We start from the raw sequence: 19,102 nt of genomic DNA, 5'->3' as shown, positions 1-19,102 counted from the left end.
CTCCACCGCCAACGAACACGTTTTCACGCACCAATGGGGAAACTCGTGAGTAAAGCATGCAAGTACCTGATCACGGGCGGCAGCGGATTCATCGGCTCACACCTGACCGACGCGTTGCTCGCCCGCGGTGACTCCGTCGTGATCCTCGACAACCTGTCGACCGGACGTCTCAGCAACCTGCGGCCGCATCCCGGCATGCGTTTCGTCCACGGGTCGATCCTGGACGAACTCATCGTCGACGAACTCGTCAACCAGTGCGACGTGGTCGTGCACCTGGCCGCAGCCGTCGGCGTCAAGCTGATCGTCGAGCAGCCGCTGCGGTGCCTCACGACCAACATCCGCGGCTCGGAGATCGTCATCGAGGCCGCGCACAGGTACCGCAAGAAGATCCTGATCGCCAGCACGAGCGAGATCTACGGCAAGAACTCGTTCGGAGCGCTGAGCGAGGACGCCGACCGCATCCTCGGCAGCACCGGCGTCGTCCGCTGGGCCTACAGCACGGCGAAGTCCGTCGACGAGATCCTGGCCAACGCCTACCACGCCGAACGCGGCCTGCCCACGATCGTCGTCAGGCTCTTCAACACCGTGGGGCCACGGCAGAGCCCCGCCTACGGGATGGTCATCCCGCGCCTGGTGCGCCAGGCCCTGGCCGGCGAGCCGCTCACCGTCTTCGGCGACGGCACCCAGACCCGCTGCTTCGCCCATGTCACGGACGTCGTCGACGCCCTGATCGGGCTGCTCGGCAACGACGCGGCCGTCGGGCGGACGTTCAACATCGGCTCGGCCGACGAGGTGAGCATCCTCGAACTGGCGAAACTGGTCGTCGAGCACACCGCGTCCACGTCCGGGGTCGAGCTCGTTCCCTACCACGAGGCGTACCGGCAGGGCTTCGAGGACATGACCCGCAGGGTCCCCGACACGACGCGGATCCGCGAGCTCACCGGCTGGGTCCCGCGACGCACGCTCGACGAGATCCTCACCGAGATCGTCGAGGAGGCCCGCGAGGAACTCGCGGCGGCGATGCGGTGAGCGGCGCATACGCGCTGGCCGCCGGCTCGGTGGCCTGCCTGTTCAGCGTCACCGCCGCGGTCCCGCTGAAGCACCTGGCACTGCGGTGGGGGTTCACCGACCGCCCCGGCGGGCACAAGCGGCATCTCCGCCCGACTCCGTACCTGGGCGGCATCGCGATCACGCTGGCCACGGTGCTGCCCGCCATGGCCGCGCTCGGCTTCGCCGACCAGCGGATCACCGCCATCCTGCTGGCCGCCACGGCGGTGGCCCTGCTCGGGCTCATCGACGACATCGCGTCGCTGCCGGCGCTCACCAGGCTGACCGTGGAGACCGTGTCGGCCATCGGCGTCGTGCTCGCCGGAGTCGAGATCACCGTGACCGGCGCGTGGCCGGACGGCGTGATCACGGTGATCTGGATCGTCGTGCTGACCAACTCCTTCAACCTGCTGGACAACATGGACGGCTCGCTCGGGGCCGTCGCCACGGTCAGCGCCGTCTTCCTCGCGGGCGCCGCGTTCCTGCTCGACCAGCCCGCCCTGGCCCTGCTCCTGATCGTGCTGGCCGGCGCGGCGCTGGGCTTCCTGCCGCACAACTGGTCGCCGGCGCGGATGTTCATGGGCGACGCCGGGTCGCTGTTCATCGGCTTCGTCCTCACCTGCTCGGCGGTCGCCCTGAGCACGGGGCGGGGCCCCGGCACGGCGGTCGCCGGGCTGCTGCTGACCACCTTCGTCGCGACCGTCGACACCGGCGTGGTGTTCCTGTCCCGGCTGCGCGCCGGGCGCTCGCCGCTGACGGGCGGCACCGACCACGTGTCGCACCGGCTCCGGCGCCTCGGCTTCGACGCCCGCTCGGTCGCCCTGCTGCTCGCCCTGACCGCCGCGTTCGCCGGCGCGCTCCTCGCCGCCATGGTCCTCGGCTGGGTGCCCGCGCTGAGCGCCGCCATCGTCGCGGCCGGCACCGCGATCGGCCTCATCACCCTGCTGCTGAGCGTGAACGCCGACGTGCCGCACCGTCCTGTCGAGAACCCTCCACGAATCCGTGAAAGGCGGCGATGATCAGGTGGACCTGCTCTCCCTGGTACGGCTCGCACGTAAGAACTGGATGCTCATCTTCCTGTCGCTGATCATCTCGGTAGGCGCCGCGCTGGTCGTGACCGCGAACATGCCGCCCAAGTACGTCGCGACGATCACCATGCTGTTCTCCAGTTACGACAAGCAGGGCGCGTTCTCGCCCGCCTATCAGGTGGGCACCCTGTCGCAGGGCGTGCAGTCCTACGCGACGCTGCTGACCAGCCGACGGCTCGTCAGCGAGATCGCCACGGGCGACGAGATCCCGCGCCTGCAGGCCAGGATCACAGCCGAGGTCGTCCCCGGCACGGTGCTGCTCCGCGCGATGGTCAGCGACGCCGATCCCAACCGCGCCGCGGCACTGGCCAACGCCCTGGGCGCCAAGTTCGCCAAGCTGATCGACCAGATCGAGCGGCCGACCCCCACCAGCAGGCCGACCGTCAAGGTCACCGTGGTGGATCAGGCGGAGGTGCCCCAGAAACCGGTCAGCCCCGTGCCGCTGCTCAACCTCCTGATCGCCGTGCTGGTCGCGCTGGTCGCCTCGATCAGCGCGCTCATCCTGCGCGAACGCCTGGACACCACGATCAAGACCTCCGACGTGCTGCAGCGGACGTCGGAGAGCTCCACGCTGGGCATCATCGGCTATGAGAGGGACGCGCGGCGCCACCCGCTGATCGTCCGGCGCGACGGCCGGTCGTCCCGCGCGGAGGCGTTCCGCTCGCTCCGCACCAATCTGCAGTTCATCGGGGTCGACCGGCAGCCCAAGTCGCTCGTGATCACCAGCTGCCTGCCGAACGAGGGCAAGTCCTCGACCTCCTCCAACCTCGCGATCACCCTGGCCCAGACCGGCTGGCGGGTGCTCCTGGTCGACGGAGACCTGCGCCGCCCGCGCATTCCCGACTACCTGGGCATCGAGGGCGGGATCGGCCTGACGGACGTGCTGATCGGCAGGGCCCGGCTGGCCGATGTGATCCAGACCTGGGGCGAGCCGAGCCTGCACGTGCTGCCGAGCGGCCAGACCCCGCCGAACCCAAGCGAGCTGCTCGGCTCGCAGGGCATGCGCCAGGTGCTCGACGAACTCACGGACGCCTTCGACATCGTGATCTTCGACGCGCCGCCGCTGCTGCCCGTCACCGACGCCGCGACGCTCGCCGCGATCTGCGACGGGGTGATGCTCGTCGCGCGCTACGGCAAGACCCGGCAGGAGCACATCCTGCGGGCCACGGAGCAACTGTCGTCGATCAACGCGCGCATCGTGGGAACGGTGCTCAACTTCGTGCCCGCCAAGTCCAGCCGGTACGACGGCTACGGATACGGCTACGGGTACGAGAGCAAGTCCGAGGCGAAGGCCCCGGTCACCGCGTGAACAGGTGGAGCGGGGCCTCGATCGCCTGGGCGATCCGCCGCCCCGCCTTCCGGTAGGCCCAGCGCGAGCCGCCGAACGGGTCCGCGATGTCGGGCTGGTCCACCCGGACCAGCCCGCGCAGCGCCCGCGCCTCCTCGACGAGCGTGTGCGCGCGCCGCACGGGGTCACGGGGGCGAATGACGGCCGCGTCGGTGAGCGCCTGGCTCAGCGTGCCGAACTCGGCGATGGTGAAGGTACGCGCGGCCGCCGCGGGGCACATCCCGACCGACTCGGCCCGGTGCGCGGTGGTGGCCGTCAGCACGAGGTCGGCGTCCGCCATCAGCGCCGGGGTCAACGGCCGGGAGACGAAACCGCCGGGCTCGCCGCCCATGCGCAGCAGCAGCCGCCGTACGGGCTCGGCCATCGGCCTGCCGGGCTCGGCCCGCACTCCCGCGCTCGACACCAGGAACGGCGGGCCGAGGACCGACCGGGCCAGCCGCTCAGCGAGCGGGGAGCGGCAGATGTTGGCCGTGCAGACGAACAGGATGCGAAACCCGGCCCGCGACGACGGCAGGGCGTCCCCCGTACCTTCCATGGGGGCGACGGTAGGACGCCCGGTCCGGCCGCCTGCCTCGGCACGCCGGACTTTGCCGTTCTATCGGTCCTCTTGACCCGCGCCGAAGGCGCAGCCGTCCGGATTCTCGATGATCTGGGTCCGCTGCGGATGGACCAGGGGCTGCACCGGCACACGCGGCGGCGCCGCCGTGACCGGCTCCAGCATCAGGAACTCCAGCGTCCTCGTCTGCCGGGGACCCAGCTCCAGCATGGTCGAGTAGACCGGGTGGGACCGTTCGACCTCCCGGAAGAGGTTCGCGGGCTTACCGTCGATCTTCATGCCGCCGCTCTTCGAGCCGACCGAGGCGAACAGCGAGACCCACAGCAGGTTGGACCCCCGGGCGTGGTGACGGTTCGGGGAGTCGAGCCGGCCGGAGGCGTAGGGGGCCAGCTTCCCGCGCGGCACGTCGTTGAAGAGGCCGACCCGTACCCGGCTGACGCGGGTCCCGTCGGCGCGGCAGGGCCCCAGCTCGTACTCGAGCGAGCGCTTCAGGTAGTAGTCGAGCTTGTTGCCGCCCGAGTTGTTGACCACCAGCCCGGCGAACGGTTCCGGCCGCCGCGGCAGCTCGCCGGCGAGCGGGGTGGCCGCCAGCCGCTTCTGCTCCGCGTCCCTGCGGCTCCAGATCTGGATCCGCCGCTCCTCCGCGATCCGGGACAGGGTGGACATCAGGGCCGCCGGATCGATGCTGGCTCTGGGCAGGGCCTCGCTGACGGCGGTGGCGATCGTGATGAGAAACCTCTTGCGCGCCCACTGGTTCGAGAAGCGCTCGTAGGCGGTGCGCTCGGTGAGGTCGATGACGTTGTCCGCGGTCACCTTCTCCCCGCCGGGCAGGGTGACCGGCCCGATCAGCTGGAGGAGGTAGGACAGGCCGACCGGGTCTGTCGCGATCGCGCCGTCCAGGCGCTGGTGCGTCTGGCGTTCCCACAGCGCGGTCCAGGTGCGCGCGGCGTACGGGAAGTGCGGCGAGAGGTTGGAGTTGGCCAGCAGGTAGAGGGGGCTCTCCCCGTAACGCGAGCGGAACGCGCGGCCGTGGTCGACGACGGGGCGGGAGATCGGCTCAAGGCCGCTGTTGGCGGCGAGCCGTTTGATGCCGAACTTCCCGCGGTCGGTCTTGAGAATGCCGAACGCGCCGACGAGGCCGCCGGTGCCGCGAGCCTCGGCGTTGGTCTGGAAGCCGAGGAAGTAGCGGCGCGGGCCGTCGTTTCCCAGCATCGGCGGTAGCAGGGCGCCGGCGTCGGCCGCGAGGTCGAGCCAGCCACTGAGCCGGTCGACCTCGTGCAGCGCGGTGCCGCGGGCCGCGTCCAGCGTCGCCAGGCCGGTGTCCGCCGGGGTGGCCGCCAGCCGGGCCCGCGCCACGGCGATCCGGCTGGCGGCGGTGTCCAGCGTGGGCGCCGCGGCCTCGAGGTGGGGCAGAAACTCGTGTATGTCGCCCATGGCGAACCCGCCGGACGCCATCAGCTTCGCGCCGGCCCCGTGGACGTCGGTCAGCACCTCGGTCAGCTCGGCCGCCACCTCGGCCAGCCCCCGGACGGTGGTCGCGCCGTCTCCCACGACGGGGGAGCGGGAGATCAGCGACCAGTCGGGGCCGCTGGTGAGGCGGAGCGCCTCGTGCGCGTGCAGACGCGCCCGCGCGAGCGCCTCTCCCAGCTGCCGGGGCTCGCTCTCTCGCATCCCGGCCAGGATGTCCTTGGTGGCCTGGAGCTCGACCTGCACGTTACGGCCGAGGTACGCCGACCAGCCGCCGGCCGCCACGAGGCCGGCGGCTGGAACCAGCAGGCCGAACGTGACGAACCGGCGGCGCTTGTCAGCTCGCACTGGACGATCGGCGACGCCGTACCGCGATCATGGTTCCGGAGGCTCCCAGGAACAGCATTCCCGCACCGATCGCCGCCAGGGTCTGCACCGGCGCTCCGGTCATCGGCAGCTCGGCCCCGATCTTCTCCCCGCAGGCTCCGCCGGAGCAGCCTCCGCGCCTCCAGTAGCGGTTGCGGTCCAGGTCGTCGACCTCGACGAAGACCTCGACGTCGGTGCGGGACTCGATGTGCCCGTCGGTGTCGGTGTCGGTGTCGGAGTCGGTCTCGGCGTGCTGGTCGGGTTTGGGCGGGTAGGGGAACGGACTCGGATCCAGCGTGGAGGCGGTCCGGGCGGCCGAGGCCATCGCCGTTCCGGAGGACGCGAACGTGATCCCGCCCGCGGCGGCCATCGCGACGAGAATAGGTACCGTGATTCTTCCAGCCATGTCAGACTCCCCGTGACGGTGTTCGGGCCTCAGAACATTCGCCCGGAATGATGGCGAGTGTTCACCCGAAACCGTTCTATGTGTCCGGACGCGCGGTGCTTCAGGGGGCGCACACGCCTTACCGAATGATCACTGATCATTCGCCGGAGGTTGACGATCGCTTCGCGGCCGCGGGCCGACGGGGGATCAGCCAGGTCACGGGGCAGGCCCGGCCGCTCTCGCGGCGATGTCGATGTGAGAGGCTAGCGCGTCGGCTGGACAGCCGTCCGGCAACACGCCCAATGAGCACGGAGATCGCGGCGCCCGCCGCCGTCAGCCGTTGCGAGACTGCCAGAGCCCGATGGCCGTGACCCTGGAGTCCACGCCCAGCTTGGCGTAGATGCGATTGACGTGGTTCTTGACCGTCTTCTCGCTGAGAAAGAGGCGACGGGCGATCTGGCCGTTGGACTGACCTGTCGCGATCAGGTCCATGACCTCGGCCTCGCGTTTGCTCAGGGACGTGAAAATGCTGTCGAACGCTGCGTCGTCGACTCTCATCCGGCCTCCGGGGGCACACAGACGGGCAGGTCGCCGAGGCCCCCGAGCTTCCGGCGTTAGCGGTAGACAGCGAGCATAACTCGCATAGTCATGTTTTGGGGACATTGAGGAGAAAACGACAACGGCCGGTCCCTGAGGACCGGCCGTTCATGGGGTGAGTGAAGGGACTTGAACCCTCGACATCCAGGACCACAACCTGGCGCTCTACCGCCTGAGCTACACCCACCATGGACCGCGTTGTAGCGGCACAGGAAAATTGTAGCGGTGTTCGGGAGTCTTCACGCCACTCATTAACCCGTGACACGCTCGGCGAGCGCCCGAGCCGTCGCCGAATCGGGCCCGGGCTGGGCGACGAACACGGAGGCGCGGTAGTAGCGCAGCTCTCTGATGCTCTCGGTGATGTCGGCCAGAGCCCGGTGTCCGCCCTGCTTCTCGGGTGCGGCGAAGTAGACCCGTGGGTACCACCGGCGCACCAGCTCCTTGATCGAGGACACGTCGATCATCCGGTAGTGCAGGTAGGCGTCGACCGCGGGCATGTCGCGCGAGATGAACGTGCGGTCGGTGCCGATCGAGTTGCCGCAGAGCGGAGCCTTCTTCGGCTCGGGCACGTGGCGCCGGATGTACTCGAGCACCAGCGACTCGGCCTCGGCCAGCGTCACCCCGCCCGGCAGCTCGGGCAGCAGCCCCGAGGCCGTGTGCATCTCGCGGACCACCTGCGACATCTGCTCCAGCGACTCGGGCGGCGGTTTGATGACCACATCGACGCCTTCGTCCACCTGCTTGAGCTCGCTGTCGGTGATGACACAGGCCACCTCGACGAGCGCGTCACGACCGAGGTCGAGCCCGGTCATCTCGCAGTCGATCCAGACAAGCAAGTCACTCATACGTTCTCCTCGCCCAAGCGGCTCGGAGCCGTCCGCCCGCTTGCTCTACCCCACCAGCCTAGTGCCACCGGTCAGGCCGGCTTGAGCGAGCTCAGCACCTGATCGTCGACATCGGTGCCCAGATTGTCCGGCACCGACATGTACAGCAGCCCCGGGCGCTCGCCCTCGCCGCGATCCATGATCACGACCGCGCCGTTCTCCTTGTTCCACTTGTAGCCCTTGGCCTTGGACTCCTCGGTGAAGTCGAGCTCGAACCTGATGACCCAGGCGTTCCGGTCGCCGATCTTGAGCGCCTCGTCCCGCGTGACCTTGGTCGCGTGCGGGATCTGGTAGTACTTCCTGGTGAAGTCGGCGACCACGATCTTCGCCGTGGTGCCCAGGCCCTGCGCTCCCTCGTACGGGTAGAGCTCGTGCAGCAGGCCCGTGTAGACATTGCCGATCCAGTTGCCGCCGCTGCCGTCGTAGTTCTCCTGGGAGGTCGCCTCCACACCGCTCGACCAGCGCTGCAGGGCGGGGTCGGCGCCGTTGATGTCGCCGAAGGCGGGCACCTTCCAGTCGCTGGGCACCTCGTAGGACAGGCCGGCCAGCGGATCGGCGACGCGGCCGTCCTGCGGCTGCGGCAGCTCGCCCGTCGGCGCCGGCTCCGAGGGCTGGCCCGGATCAGGGGAGCCCTGGGTGCGCGTGGGCGCCGGTCTGGCCGCCTCGCCCGGCGACCGACTGTTGATCAGGAAGATCCCGGCCACCACGATCAGGGCGACCACGACCAGCGCCGCGAGGCCGCCGAACACCCAGGGCAGCGGATTACCCTGCTTGGGCGGCGGGCCGAACTCCGGGCCGGGCAGCGGGCCGCCGCCCCACGGCGGCTGCCCGTGTGCGGCCTGCGGCTGGGCGGGCTGCCCGTGCGGGGGCTGAGACTGGTTGGGCTGCCCGTACGGGGGCTGAGACTGGTTGGGCTGCCCGTACGGGGCCTGGGGCTGGGTGGGCTGCCCGTACGGCGCGTGGGTGTCTGCCGGGTGGCCGAACTGGAGCGTCGGGTTGGCCGGGGTGGCCGACCAGTCGGGCTGCGGCCCCGAGGAAGGCTGCTGCTGTGGCCGCGCTCCCTGCTCCAGGGGGTGAGTCGCATCGGTCCACTGATCACCGTCCCACCAACGGAGTCGGGGCGATCCGTAAGGGTCGGGGTACCAGCCCGCGGGGGTCTGCGTGGTCATGCTCGCCAGAGTAGTAAGAACGGCTTTGATATGCATTGTTGCCAGGCGTAGTGGCCGGGCGTCAGCACTTGTAGGTGAAACTCGCCTTCTCCGTGATCACCGGGGCGGGAGACAGCACCCGGAGCGTCGCCGTGGCCTTGACCGTGCTCTTGCCGTCCAGCGACCACCTTAACGACACCTCGTAGGAGGTCCGGTCGGAGGTGGTCCGCAGGGTGCCCTTCTCAACCCGTTTGTCCAGGTTTCTGCGCCACTCGTAGTGGACCTCGCCAGGGGCGCCGTTGGTGACGATCGTGCCGGTGATGGGGACGACGCTGCCGCAGCCCTGGGTCTTCTTCGGCGCGACGACGTCGACCGCCACGACCGCCAGCTCGGGGCCGTCACTCAGCCGGAGCCAGCCCAGGATCGCCCCGGCCAGGATGGCCGCGAACACCGCCGCGGCCAGGATCGTCCGGCGCCGACGGGCGCGCGAGGCCCGTGACGTCCGGTCGCGCCGCTGGACGGTGGCCTGCTCGTCCTTGCCGGTCCGCCAGATCCGCTCGGCCGTGGTGCCCGGCTGCGGCTCCCGCGTACCGCCCCCCGGCCCCGTGTCCGCGCCGCCACCGAAGCCGGCGCCGCCACCGGAGCCGACCCCCGGCCCGAACTGCACCTGCCCCCCGGACCCGTACGCCCCGGGCCCATGGGACCCGGACCCGTACGCCGCCGAATCGGACCCCCCAGACCCATACGCCCCAGACCCGTACGACCCCGGCCCGGAAAGCCCGGACGACCCGGACGACCCGGACGAGGCGCCCGGCACGTGCAGGAGCGTGACGATGTCACCCTCGTCGCGCGGCAGTGCCTGCGGCGGCGCCTGCGCGAACACCGACTGGCCGCGGGCCGCCTGGGCCAGCCGGTCACGGCTGATCGCCCCGCCCGGGAGCACCTCGCGCCCGGCCACCAGCACGTCCCTGGCGGCGGCCAGGCCGCGGGTGGTCGCCGTCACCGCCGCCCGTTCGAACAGGTCCTGGGCCCGCGGCGCCCCGTGGGTCGAGGCCGCCAGCCCGCGCGCCAGCGAGGCCCACGCCGCCGCGTCACGCTCGGGCGGCGAGACCTGGGCACGGATCGCGTCGGACAGCCCGCGCTCGGACAGCAGCGCGGCGCCGTCGGAGGCGATGACCACGGTGCGCGGGTGCACCGAGCCGTGCGTGAGCCCGGAGGCGTGCAGCGCGAGCAGGGTCTGCGCCGTCTCCAGCAGCACGGCCGCCGCGCCGCCGGGGTCGATCGAGCCCGAGCTGAGCAGGTCGAACAGGGTGGGGCTGACCGCCTGGGCGGTGAGCAGCCACACCTGGTCGCCGGCGGCCACCACGTCCGCCACCGGGATCAGGCCGCTCAGGCCGCCCAGCACCAGCCGCTGGTCGGTCATGACCGCCGCCACCACCCGATCGCGCACCCCCGGCGACCCGATGACCCTCAGGTCGAACAGCAGCGCCCCAGCCCTGCGCCCGTCGGGTGAGATCGCGTCGATCCAGTTGCCGACCTCGGTGATCCAGGTGTGTTCCGTGAGCCGGAAGCCGGCGATGCCGTTCCGAGCGTTGTCCATCGCCTCGCCCCCCCGACGTCGCTAACTCTTCTTCCGGTGCCGTCCCGCCATACGACGCCTCACCGCAAGTGTGACGGGCACGGCGCCCGACGTCACCAGCCCGGCCGCGAGCAGTGCCGCCGCGGCCCGCCCGGCCCCCGTGTCCTCGGGCACCGGGGTCGGCCTGGTGTCGCCGCCTCCGTCGCCTCCATCGCCACCGTCACCGCCGTCGCTCCGGGTCGGCGTGGGCTCCGGCGCGGGTGTGCCGGGCGTCCGCGTGGGAGGCCGGAAGGTCGGCGGAGCGGCCGTGGTGGGCGCCGCCGTGGTCGGCCGGGTGGCCGAGACCGGCGGCTCGTCGAGCGTGCCCGTGATCGTCGGCTCGGTGTCGGCCGGCTTCGTGGGAGTCTTGCTCGCGGTGGGCGTCGGCTTGGGCGCGCGGGTCCTGGTGGGCCGGGGGGTCGGCGACGAGGACGCCACGGGCGGCCCGGCGCTGGTCGAGGCCGTCGGCTCCGGTGTGGGCGCCTCCGGCGTCGTCTCCTCGGTGACCGGCGTGAGCTCCTCGGTCGGCTCCTCCGTCGGCTCCTCGGTCGGCTCCTCGGTGAAGGGCGCGACCGTGGACGGCGTGACCTGGGAGGTCTGCGCCCGCAGGGTCGTGTCGCCGTCGTCGAAGGCGCTGACCGTCACCACCGCGACCGCGATCACCACGCCGGCGCAGGCGGTGCCGATCAGGACCTTGGACGAGAGCTTGGTCAGCAGCTTGGACGGCGTGCCGAAATGGGTCTCGGCGAGCGACGTCCGCACCTCGGCCGGCGCGTCCGGCGCGGTCGGGAAGAACATCAGCAGCAACCCGGCCAGCCTGGCCAGACGGCGGCGGCCGCGCTCCTCCCAGTCGGCTCCGTACGCCTCGGTCGCGATGGCCTCCAGCTCGGTCAGGAACGCCTCTGCGGACGGCGGCCGTCCGGCGGGGTCCTTGGCCAGCCCTCGCTCGACCAGCCCCTGCAGCGGCCCAGGCACCTCTTCGACGGGCGGAGGCGCGCTCTGGTGCTGCCGGGCGAGCGCCGCGAGGTTGGTCGCGCGGTAGGGGCGGGCGCCGGTGAGGCATTCGAAGAACACGATCGTGGCGGCGTAGACGTCGGTGGACGGCGCCGCCGACGCTCCCGACCACTGCTCCGGCGCCATGTAGGGCGGGGTCCCGGCGGCGCTCGCGTCCTCGCCGGCCCGCACCGCGATGCCGTAGTCGACCAGCTTGCTGCTGCCGTCACCCTGGACGATCATGTTCTCGGGCTTGAAGTCGCGGTGCACGACGCCGATCGCGTGGGCGGCGGCCAGGCCCTGCAGCGAGCCCTTCAGCACGACCAGCGCGGCCTCGGGCCCGGTCGGCCCCTCGGAGCGCAGCATCTCGCGCAGCGACACTCCGTTGACCAGCTCCATGATGATGGCCGCGCCCGCGCCGGTCTCGACGTAGTCGATCAGCCGGGCGTTGTGCTGGCTGCGCAACGTGCCGAGGAGACGGGCCTCGTGCCGGAAACGGGCGACGAAGCCGACATCGGCTCTCAGCGCGTCGGACAAGTACTTGACGGCGACTTCCGCGCCGTCGTGGTCACGCCTGGCCAACACCACGCGGCCGGCGGATCCGCTGCCCAGCTCACGGACCGAGCTGTACCCGGGGACCCCCCACTGCGCATCACCGTGCATAACGGTCTCCTCTGGAGTCGTCTGGGCCCCCACCCTCAACAGACGGAGCGTAGCTTAACGGGATATCGCCAGGTTCCAGGCATGGATATCTCGATCGGTATGCGGACCCCCGGTCAGCCGATCGTGCCAGGGGTCTCCGGCTCCTTGGTCGCGGGCTCGTCCGTCTGCGGGCGCTCCGTGGCGGGCTGTTCGGTGTCGGGCTCCTCGTTCTCGGGCGGGCACGCGGGTGTCCGGCCGGCCGCCGTGTCGCCGCCGTTCGCCGCCCCGGGCCGGGTGGCCGCCCTGATCTGCCAGGTCACGCCGCACGGCAGGTCGCCGAAGGAGTGGTTCAGCACCCTGAGGTACGAGGTCTCGCCCGACAGGGCCACCTGCCGGGTGCCGGTGAGCCGGCCGGCCAGGTAGAAGCCGACGGTCAGGCGTACCGGACGGTCGTTGACCGTGGAGACGGCGACGGCGGCGGTGGCGAGCCCGCGGGCGTTGACCGCCGAGCGGACGATGGACACCTGTTTGACACCTGGGGGACAGGTCACCCGGGCCCGCGCGGTGGCCTTCCGGTCTCCGGCGGTCACGCTGACGGAGATCGTGGAGCCGCAGGGCCTGCTCTCGAACGGGAGGGTGAGCGTCCGCGTGTAGGCCGTCCGGCCGGACAGCGTCGCCTTCCTGGTGCCGACGCCGTCACCGTTGAGCGCGAAACCGGCCTCGACCGGGACCGCGTCGGTGCCGGTCGTGGTCACCCGGATCCGGGCGGTCGCGCGGGTGCCCGGGGAGGGAGCCATGGCCAGCCCCACCCGCAGCCCGCTCACGGTCGTGGGGCAGGGCGGGACGTTCAGCGAGGCGGTCCTGGCGCCGCCCGGCGCGGCGGGCGAGGTGGTGACGGTCAGGGTGACCGTCCTGCCACAGGGCCGCTCGGCGAACATGTGACTGAACGTGCGGGTGTAGGAGGTGTCGCCGCTGAGCCGTACCTGCCGGCGCTGGACCGGGTCGCCGGCGACCGACCACACGGCGGTGGCGGTGATCGGGCGGGTGCCGGTCGCGCGGATGGTGACCGTGGCGCCGCCGACCGCGTCGTCGTTCAGCGTGAGCGGGCCGATGCCGATGCCCGCCACCGACGTCGGCGGCGTGGGAGTCGGGGTCGGAGTGGGGGTGGGGGTCGGAGTGGGCGTCGGGGTCGGGGTGGGCGTTCGCGTGGGGGTCGGGGTCGGGGTCGGGGTCGGGGTCACGGAGGGTGTCGCCGGGTCGCTCGCCGGAGGGCTGGCCGAGGTCACCGGGGTGGTGCCGGTGGCCGTGACGGAGGGCTTGGCCGAGGCCGGGCCGGTGCTGCTGGTGCTGGTCGGCCCGGACGTCCCGGTCGGCGTGCTGCCCGTGGTCTCCGGCTCGTCACTGCGGTCCGGCAGGATCGCGGCCGAGGGGTCGCCCTCACCGTCCTCGGGCGAGGGGAGGCCGCCCGTCGGCGGCTCCCCGCTCGGCACGCTCGGGGGCGCGGAGGCCGGTGCCGCTCCCGGCGACTCCGGCGCGGCGGCGATGTCGATGGCCGTCGGCCGGGTGTCCCGGTTGGCCAGCACGTACACCGCGCCGACCGCCACCACGGTGGCCAGACCGGCGCCCATCGCGACCCGGGCCGCGTTGTTCCGCGCGCCGCGGAACACGGTCCTCGCCAGTGAGGTGGTCACCTCGGCGGGCGGCTGCCGCGGCACGGGCAGGAGCAGGGCCAGCAGCGCGACCAGCCCGGCCAGCCGGCGCCTGCCGCGCTCCTCCCAGTCCTCGCCGTAGGCGGCCCGGGCCGTCGCCTCCAACTCGGCCACGAACGCGTCCGCGCTGGCCGGCCGCTCGGCCGGGTCCTTGGCCAGGCCGCGCGCCAGCAGATCGCGCATCTCCTCGGGCGCGTCGTGCACCGGGACCGGCGCGTACACGTGCTGGTAGCCGAGCACGCTCGGCTCGGTCGAGCGGTAGGGGCGGTGCCCGGTCAGGCACTCGAAGAACACTGCCGTGGCCGCGTACACGTCGGTCGCGGGCGAGGCCGGATGGCCCGCCCACAGCTCCGGCGCCATGTACGGCGGCGTGCCCTCGGGAAGGGAGGCCGTGCCCTGTCGTACGGCGATGCCGAAGTCGACCAGCTTGCTGACCCCGTCGTCGCGGACGATCACGTTCTCGGGCTTGTAGTCCTTGTGCACGAGCCGTGTCCGGTGCGCTCGGGCCAGGCCGAGCAGCGAGCCCTTCAGCACGACCAGCGCGGCCTCGGGCCCGGTGGTGCCGTTCTCGCGCAGTAAGGCGCGCAGCGAGACGCCGTTGACCAGCTCCATCACGATGGCCGCGCCGTCGCGGTCCTGGATGTACTCCCACATCGTGGCGATGTGCGGATCGCGCAGGGTCACCAGCAGGCGCGCCTCCTCCTGGAAGCGGGCGAGCTTCGCGGGGTCGCGCCGGAGCTCCGCGGCGAGGTACTTGATGGCGACCTTCACACCGGTCTCGTCGTGCACCGCCAGCACGACCCTGCCGCTGACACCCGCTCCGAGCTGCTTGACCTCGGTGTAACCGGAGGCGCTCCACTCCATATTGCCTCTCCCATCAGGAATCGGCCCACCTGATGAGACGCACGAGTTGGAGGTCGGGTTTGCCAGGTGGCTCCGGAATTATGGAACTACTCTCGGCCGCTGATGTGAACAGGTACGTCGATACCTTCTGGGAGCACCGGGTCGGGCACCGGCGCGCCCCAGGCCGTCCGCAGGGGCAGCACCCCCGCCCAGACAGGCAGTTCGTAGTCCGCCTCGTCGTCCTGTGGCGGGCCCCGCCTGATCTTGACCGACGCCTCCTCCAGCGACAGGGCCAGCACGGCCGTCGCCGCCAGTTCCTTGGGCGACGGGCGCCGGGCGTAGTCCCACTGGCCGGGCGCGAGCTGCTCGGTCAGGGCGCGGAGCCCCTCCAGGCGCTCCTCCTCTCCGGTCAGCGGCTCGGGCCGGCCGTAGATGATCGCCGAGCGGTAGTTGACCGAGTGGTGGAAGACCGACCGGGCCAGCACGATGCCGTCGACGTGGGTGACGGTGACGCACACCTCGGCCCCGGCGGCGGCACGCAGTGACCGCGCTCCGGTGGAACCGTGCAGGTAGAGGGTGTCACCGGCGCGCCCGTAGCCGGTGGGCACCACCATCGGGCAGCCGTCCACCACGACGCCCAGATGGCAGAACAGCCCGGTGTCGAGCAGGTCGTACAGTTCCTGGCGATCGGTGCCGGCCCGCTGCTTCTCGCGGCCGAGTCTGGTGCGGGGCGTGGTGGAGAGCATGATTCGACGGTAGCCAGCGAGTGGCTCTAAGTTATAGGGCCACTATTGACCACTTATGGGAGACCACTTCCGTGCGCAGCCTCGTCGACCTGCCCGTATCCCTGTCCCGGCAGTCGGCCGTGCCCCTCTCGACGCAGCTCGCGGGCCGGCTGCGCGAGGCGATGCTGGCGGGCACCCTGGCGCCCGGCGAGCGGCTGCCGTCCTCACGCGCGCTCGCGGCGCAGCTCGGGGTGAGCCGTACGGTGATCACCGAGGCCTTCCAGCAGCTGTACGCCGAGGGCTGGCTGGAGGGACGGCACGGCTCGGGCACGTTCGTCGCCTCCCTGGAGACGCACCGGCGGCCGGCCGCCGTGCCCCCCACGCCGAGTCCTGCCCCCGCGCCCGTCGCGGGCCTGGCGGCCGGGGCGATCGACCTGCGGCCCGGCCATCCCTGGGTCCGCGACTACGACCGGGCCGCCTGGAAACGGGCCTGGCGCAAGGCCGGCGACCTGCCCCCCGGCGACCGCCCCGACCCCTACGGCCTGCCGCGCCTGCGGGAGCTGCTGGCCGGCCACCTGAGACGGACCAGGTCGGTGGCCGTGGAGCCGGAGAGCATCCTGGTCACCCGGGGCACCGGCAACGGGCTCGACCTGTGCGCGCTGGCCCTGCTCGGCGGCGGCGGCCGGGCAGGCGTCGAGGAGCCGGGCTACCACGTGGCGCGCACGGTCTTCGCCGCACGGGGAGCGGAGGTCGTGCCGTGCCCGGTGGACGAGGACGGCGTGATCGTCGACGGCCTCCCCGACGACCTCGGCCTGCTCTACACCACCCCCGCGCACCAGTACCCGCTCGGCGGGCGGCTGCCGATCCCGCGCCGCGAACGCCTGCTGGCCTGGGCCAGGGCCACGGGCGCGATGATCGTGGAAGACGACTACGACGCGGAGTTCCGTTACGACGTCGCCCCGCTGCCCGCCCTCTACGGCCTCGACCCCTCGCGGGTGGTGCTGCTGGGCACGCTGTCGAAGTCGCTGGCGCCCGACGTGGGCGTCGGCTGGCTGGTCGGCTCGCCCGAGCTAGTGGCCAGGGTCGCCGCGCTGCGCTCCAAGCTGTCCGACCGCACCAGCGGCCCGGTCCAGGAGGCCGTGGCGACACTCCTCGAACGCGGCGACCTCGACCGCCACCTGCGCAGGATGCGGCTCGAGTACGCGCGCCGCCGGACGGTCATCGTCGAGACCCTGGGCCCGGTCTGCCGCCTGCGGGGCGACACGGCCGGCCTGCACGTGTTCGCGGAGCTGCCTCCGGGCACCTGCGACGGCATCGTCGAGCGGGCCCGGGAGCTCGGTGTCCTGCTCGACCCGGCCGAGCGCCACCACCTCGGCCCCGGCCGCCCCGGTCTGGTCATCGGGTACGGCTCCGCCTCGCTGCCCGAGGTGCGGCGCGGCTGCCGGATCGTCGCCGGCCTGATCGCCGAGGTCAGAGCGGGGGCGCCGGGGCCAGGGGCATGAGGATCGGCAGCGCGCGGGAGGCGTAGAGCGGGTTGATCGGGAGCACGTGGCGGGCCCACCAGCGGGCCGGGCCCGGATCGGGCGACGGCTCGGTGTAGCCGAGGGCGTAGTCGTCGTAGGGCGGGTCGTACAGGTAGCCGACGGCCACGCCGTGGCGCTCCAGCTCCCGGATCGCCGCGTCGCGGTCGCGCACCAGCAGAGGCACCCGGAACAACGGCTGGTCGACGTGGTCGCGCACGGCCGGGGCCACGATGGGCAGCTCGGCGAGCAGGCGCACCCCGTCGAGCCGCCGGGCCCGCTCGGCGGGCACCTGGGCCAGGCGCCTCGACTGGTACCAGTGCGCGACGTAGCCCCTGCGCGCGCGGTAGTCGTGCAGGTCGGCGCGGACCCACGGGTCGAACGCCGACAGGGACGGCGCCTGCCGCAGCGCCCGGTCGAGGGAGTCGGCCTTGAGCGTGATGCGGTAGCCGTCACGCGGCTCCTGCAGCCCGAGCCGCCGGGCCAGGAAGAGGGCCGGGCGGACCAGGTCGGCCTTGAGCGCGGTCTGGCGGGCCATGGACGTCACCACGTCGAACACCTGCCTGAGCGGCGAGCCGGGGACCATGAGCTCGTCGCGGGCCTGCCGGAGCGCCTCCAGGTCGGCCGAGTGCTCGACGGCGAGCACCCCGCCGGAGCCGGCGCTCGCGTGCTTGGACAGGCTGAAGACACCGGCCTGGCCGAACGTCCCCAGGGGACGGCCGTCGAACGTGGTCTCCAGCGCGTGGGCCACGTCCTCGATCACGATCTTTCCGGCGAAGGCGGTCATCTGGTCGGGCAGGCCGTACAGGTTGGTCGTCAGGACCGCGTCCACTCGCGACAGGTCGGCCCGGGAGGCGTCGATGTTGCCGTCGCCGGGCGAGAGCGTCGCGATCACCGGGCGCAGGCCGGCGGCGAGCACCAGGAAGAGGATCTCGTCGGCGGAGACCGGTGACATGAGCAGCCGTTGACCGGGCCTGCACCAGTGACGCAGTGCCAGGTAGAGCCCCAGACGGTTGGACGGGAGGCGCAGGCACCGGCGGCCCGTGCGCTCGGCGATGAGCCTCACGAACGGGCGGTGCGGAGCCGGCCGAGGGTCTTGAGCGTGCGATCGGCCGTCCGGTGCAGCACCGGGTTGGCCAGCACGAGGGCCCTGGTCCTGCGCGCGGGCACCCGCATCAGCCAGTGGATGCCGGCGGCCGGGCCGGCGGTGGCCACCCTGCCCTCCGCGACCTGGAACTCGCCGTTCTTGAGCTTCTCCTTGTATTCCTTCTGGCCACGGCCCATGTCGATGGTCTCGATGCCCGACTCGGCGGCGCGCTCGGCCATCGCCAGGTGGTGGATGAGACCGGGAGAATACTTCGCGAACTGGGTGTCGTAGGCCGGGAACCAGCCGGCCAGCGTGGTGCGGGTGCGCAGCCCGAAGTGCCCGGCCACCGGCCGGCCGTTGGCGTAGACCATGTCGAGGACACCGGCGAAGGACTCGGTCCGGGTGGCCAGCAGCCGCTCGACCAGCTCGACGATCCACTGGTGGGCGAACCTGTCGGTGCGGCCGGTGCGGCGGTACTGGTCGGTCTTCCAGGCGAGCAGGGTGTGCAGTGGCTCGGCGCCGGTGATCGCGTAGTCGTGGCGGACCTCGCCGACCTCGCGCTGCAGCTTGCGCGACTTGGCCAGCGTGGTCTTGTACGTCTTGCCGGAGTGCTCGCGTAGGAAGCCGGTGTAGCTCTCGTAGCCGTCACGCAGGTCGATGATCGGCGACGGATGCCGCTCGTGCCGCTCGTCGAGCAGCGGCTGGCAGGCGACGAGATGGTCGAACTCGTAGACCGAGAGGCCGCACTGCCTGATCAGCCGGTGCGGGTCGATCTCCACGCCCTTGGCGTGGACCAGGCCCTGCGCGTCGGTCAGCCCCGCCGCGACGGGCTTGCCGATGCCCAGCGGATGGCGCTCGAAGGGGAAGAACCCCACGATCTCCGGCCCGTCGTAGAGCACCGCGACCCTGACCATGTCGCGCAACCCGCCGACGATGACCGTGAACTCGGGCGACAGGAACGGATTGTCGAAACCTGGCTCTGATTCCTGAAGGGCTCGCCACCGGTTGAGCTCGGGTGCGCCCAGTTCGCTGGGGCGAGCAAGTGTGACGCGCATGGGCTCCTACCGTCGGCATGCCGT

At 71.9% G+C, this 19,102-nt stretch carries 16 protein-coding genes and 1 tRNA gene; 4 read left to right on the top strand and 13 right to left on the bottom strand.

Features of this window, described 5'->3' with window-relative positions:
• The first annotated feature begins 45 nt into the window (after positions 1 to 45).
• Genes AC5L3X_RS04380 through AC5L3X_RS04370 form a run of 3 tightly spaced genes read left to right on the top strand, consistent with a single transcriptional unit; the run spans position 46 to position 3,444 of the window.
• Positions 46 to 1,029, top strand: a complete 984-nt coding sequence (locus AC5L3X_RS04380; protein WP_225262448.1) for an NAD-dependent epimerase/dehydratase family protein — start codon at positions 46 to 48, stop codon at positions 1,027 to 1,029.
• The gene (locus AC5L3X_RS04375; protein ID WP_494855257.1) at positions 1,026 to 2,066 is read left to right on the top strand and encodes an MraY family glycosyltransferase; all 1,041 of its coding nucleotides are present in this window, start codon (positions 1,026 to 1,028) and stop codon (positions 2,064 to 2,066) included. The genes AC5L3X_RS04380 and AC5L3X_RS04375 overlap by 4 nt, the downstream gene beginning before the upstream one ends.
• Before the next feature lie 4 nt (positions 2,067 to 2,070).
• Entirely contained in the window at positions 2,071 to 3,444 is a 1,374-nt protein-coding gene (locus AC5L3X_RS04370) for a tyrosine-protein kinase domain-containing protein (RefSeq protein WP_494855255.1), read from the top strand.
• Here AC5L3X_RS04370 and AC5L3X_RS04365 read toward each other — a convergent pair.
• From AC5L3X_RS04365 to AC5L3X_RS04315, 11 genes are all read right to left on the bottom strand, one after another.
• Complete coding sequence (locus AC5L3X_RS04365) at positions 3,434 to 4,018, bottom strand: arsenate reductase/protein-tyrosine-phosphatase family protein (protein ID WP_189123492.1); 585 nt, start codon at positions 4,016 to 4,018, stop codon at positions 3,434 to 3,436. The genes AC5L3X_RS04370 and AC5L3X_RS04365 overlap by 11 nt on opposite strands.
• A gap of 60 nt (positions 4,019 to 4,078) precedes the next feature.
• Positions 4,079 to 5,854, bottom strand: a complete 1,776-nt coding sequence (locus AC5L3X_RS04360; RefSeq protein ID WP_494855253.1) for a DUF4012 domain-containing protein — start codon at positions 5,852 to 5,854, stop codon at positions 4,079 to 4,081.
• A complete protein-coding gene (locus tag AC5L3X_RS04355; protein WP_494855251.1) occupies positions 5,844 to 6,278 on the bottom strand; it encodes an LPXTG cell wall anchor domain-containing protein in 435 nt (144 codons plus the stop codon). Before AC5L3X_RS04355 ends, AC5L3X_RS04360 begins: the two co-directional genes overlap by 11 nt.
• A gap of 312 nt (positions 6,279 to 6,590) precedes the next feature.
• Positions 6,591 to 6,815: a helix-turn-helix domain-containing protein gene (locus AC5L3X_RS04350; RefSeq protein ID WP_189123495.1), complete on the bottom strand. Its 225-nt coding sequence runs from the start codon at positions 6,813 to 6,815 to the stop codon at positions 6,591 to 6,593.
• A gap of 150 nt (positions 6,816 to 6,965) precedes the next feature.
• Positions 6,966 to 7,041: transfer RNA gene (locus tag AC5L3X_RS04345), tRNA-His, on the bottom strand.
• A gap of 64 nt (positions 7,042 to 7,105) precedes the next feature.
• The gene (gene orn, locus AC5L3X_RS04340) at positions 7,106 to 7,699 is read right to left on the bottom strand and encodes an oligoribonuclease (protein WP_189123496.1); all 594 of its coding nucleotides are present in this window, start codon (positions 7,697 to 7,699) and stop codon (positions 7,106 to 7,108) included.
• A 71-nt stretch (positions 7,700 to 7,770) separates the two neighbouring features.
• On the bottom strand, positions 7,771 to 8,907 hold the full coding sequence (locus AC5L3X_RS04335) for a DUF2510 domain-containing protein (protein ID WP_494855249.1): 1,137 nt from the start codon (positions 8,905 to 8,907) through the stop codon (positions 7,771 to 7,773).
• Positions 8,908 to 8,968: 61 nt separating this feature from the next.
• Positions 8,969 to 10,486 (bottom strand): protein kinase family protein, encoded by a 1,518-nt coding sequence (locus tag AC5L3X_RS04330; RefSeq protein WP_494855248.1) that lies wholly within the window; start codon positions 10,484 to 10,486, stop codon positions 8,969 to 8,971.
• A gap of 21 nt (positions 10,487 to 10,507) precedes the next feature.
• On the bottom strand, positions 10,508 to 12,160 hold the full coding sequence (locus AC5L3X_RS04325) for a serine/threonine-protein kinase (protein ID WP_494855247.1): 1,653 nt from the start codon (positions 12,158 to 12,160) through the stop codon (positions 10,508 to 10,510).
• Positions 12,161 to 12,273: 113 nt separating this feature from the next.
• Positions 12,274 to 14,712 (bottom strand): serine/threonine-protein kinase, encoded by a 2,439-nt coding sequence (locus AC5L3X_RS04320; protein WP_494855246.1) that lies wholly within the window; start codon positions 14,710 to 14,712, stop codon positions 12,274 to 12,276.
• An 86-nt stretch (positions 14,713 to 14,798) separates the two neighbouring features.
• Entirely contained in the window at positions 14,799 to 15,437 is a 639-nt protein-coding gene (locus tag AC5L3X_RS04315) for a pyridoxamine 5'-phosphate oxidase family protein (protein WP_494855245.1), read from the bottom strand.
• Between the two features lie 71 nt (positions 15,438 to 15,508).
• Here AC5L3X_RS04315 and pdxR point away from each other — a divergent pair, with 71 nt between their 5' ends.
• The gene (gene pdxR, locus AC5L3X_RS04310) at positions 15,509 to 16,918 is read left to right on the top strand and encodes a MocR-like pyridoxine biosynthesis transcription factor PdxR (protein WP_494855244.1); all 1,410 of its coding nucleotides are present in this window, start codon (positions 15,509 to 15,511) and stop codon (positions 16,916 to 16,918) included.
• Here pdxR and AC5L3X_RS04305 read toward each other — a convergent pair.
• Positions 16,887 to 18,002, bottom strand: coding sequence for a DegT/DnrJ/EryC1/StrS family aminotransferase (locus AC5L3X_RS04305; RefSeq protein WP_494855242.1), 1,116 nt, complete (start codon positions 18,000 to 18,002; stop codon positions 16,887 to 16,889). The genes pdxR and AC5L3X_RS04305 overlap by 32 nt on opposite strands.
• The gene (locus AC5L3X_RS04300) at positions 17,999 to 19,078 is read right to left on the bottom strand and encodes a GNAT family N-acetyltransferase (RefSeq protein ID WP_494855241.1); all 1,080 of its coding nucleotides are present in this window, start codon (positions 19,076 to 19,078) and stop codon (positions 17,999 to 18,001) included. The genes AC5L3X_RS04305 and AC5L3X_RS04300 overlap by 4 nt, the downstream gene beginning before the upstream one ends.
• Between the last annotated feature and the right edge of the window lie 24 nt (positions 19,079 to 19,102).

It is taken from the genome of Nonomuraea sp. CX421 (genome assembly GCF_059358955.1).
This window is presented reverse-complemented; position numbering and strand designations above follow the sequence as displayed.

Excerpts from the sequence above, each read along its gene's own strand:
- AC5L3X_RS04365 (WP_189123492.1), bottom strand. The coding sequence starts at position 4,018 with ATGGAAGGTACGGGGGACGCCCTGCCGTCGTCGCGGGCCGGGTTTCGC.
- AC5L3X_RS04355 (WP_494855251.1), bottom strand. The coding sequence starts at position 6,278 with ATGGCTGGAAGAATCACGGTACCTATTCTCGTCGCGATGGCCGCCGCG.
- AC5L3X_RS04350 (WP_189123495.1), bottom strand. The coding sequence starts at position 6,815 with ATGAGAGTCGACGACGCAGCGTTCGACAGCATTTTCACGTCCCTGAGC.
- orn (WP_189123496.1), bottom strand. The coding sequence starts at position 7,699 with ATGAGTGACTTGCTTGTCTGGATCGACTGCGAGATGACCGGGCTCGAC.
- AC5L3X_RS04335 (WP_494855249.1), bottom strand. The coding sequence starts at position 8,907 with ATGACCACGCAGACCCCCGCGGGCTGGTACCCCGACCCTTACGGATCG.
- AC5L3X_RS04330 (WP_494855248.1), bottom strand. The coding sequence starts at position 10,486 with ATGGACAACGCTCGGAACGGCATCGCCGGCTTCCGGCTCACGGAACAC.
- AC5L3X_RS04325 (WP_494855247.1), bottom strand. The coding sequence starts at position 12,160 with ATGCACGGTGATGCGCAGTGGGGGGTCCCCGGGTACAGCTCGGTCCGT.
- AC5L3X_RS04320 (WP_494855246.1), bottom strand. The coding sequence starts at position 14,712 with ATGGAGTGGAGCGCCTCCGGTTACACCGAGGTCAAGCAGCTCGGAGCG.
- AC5L3X_RS04315 (WP_494855245.1), bottom strand. The coding sequence starts at position 15,437 with ATGCTCTCCACCACGCCCCGCACCAGACTCGGCCGCGAGAAGCAGCGG.
- AC5L3X_RS04300 (WP_494855241.1), bottom strand. The coding sequence starts at position 19,078 with ATGCGCGTCACACTTGCTCGCCCCAGCGAACTGGGCGCACCCGAGCTC.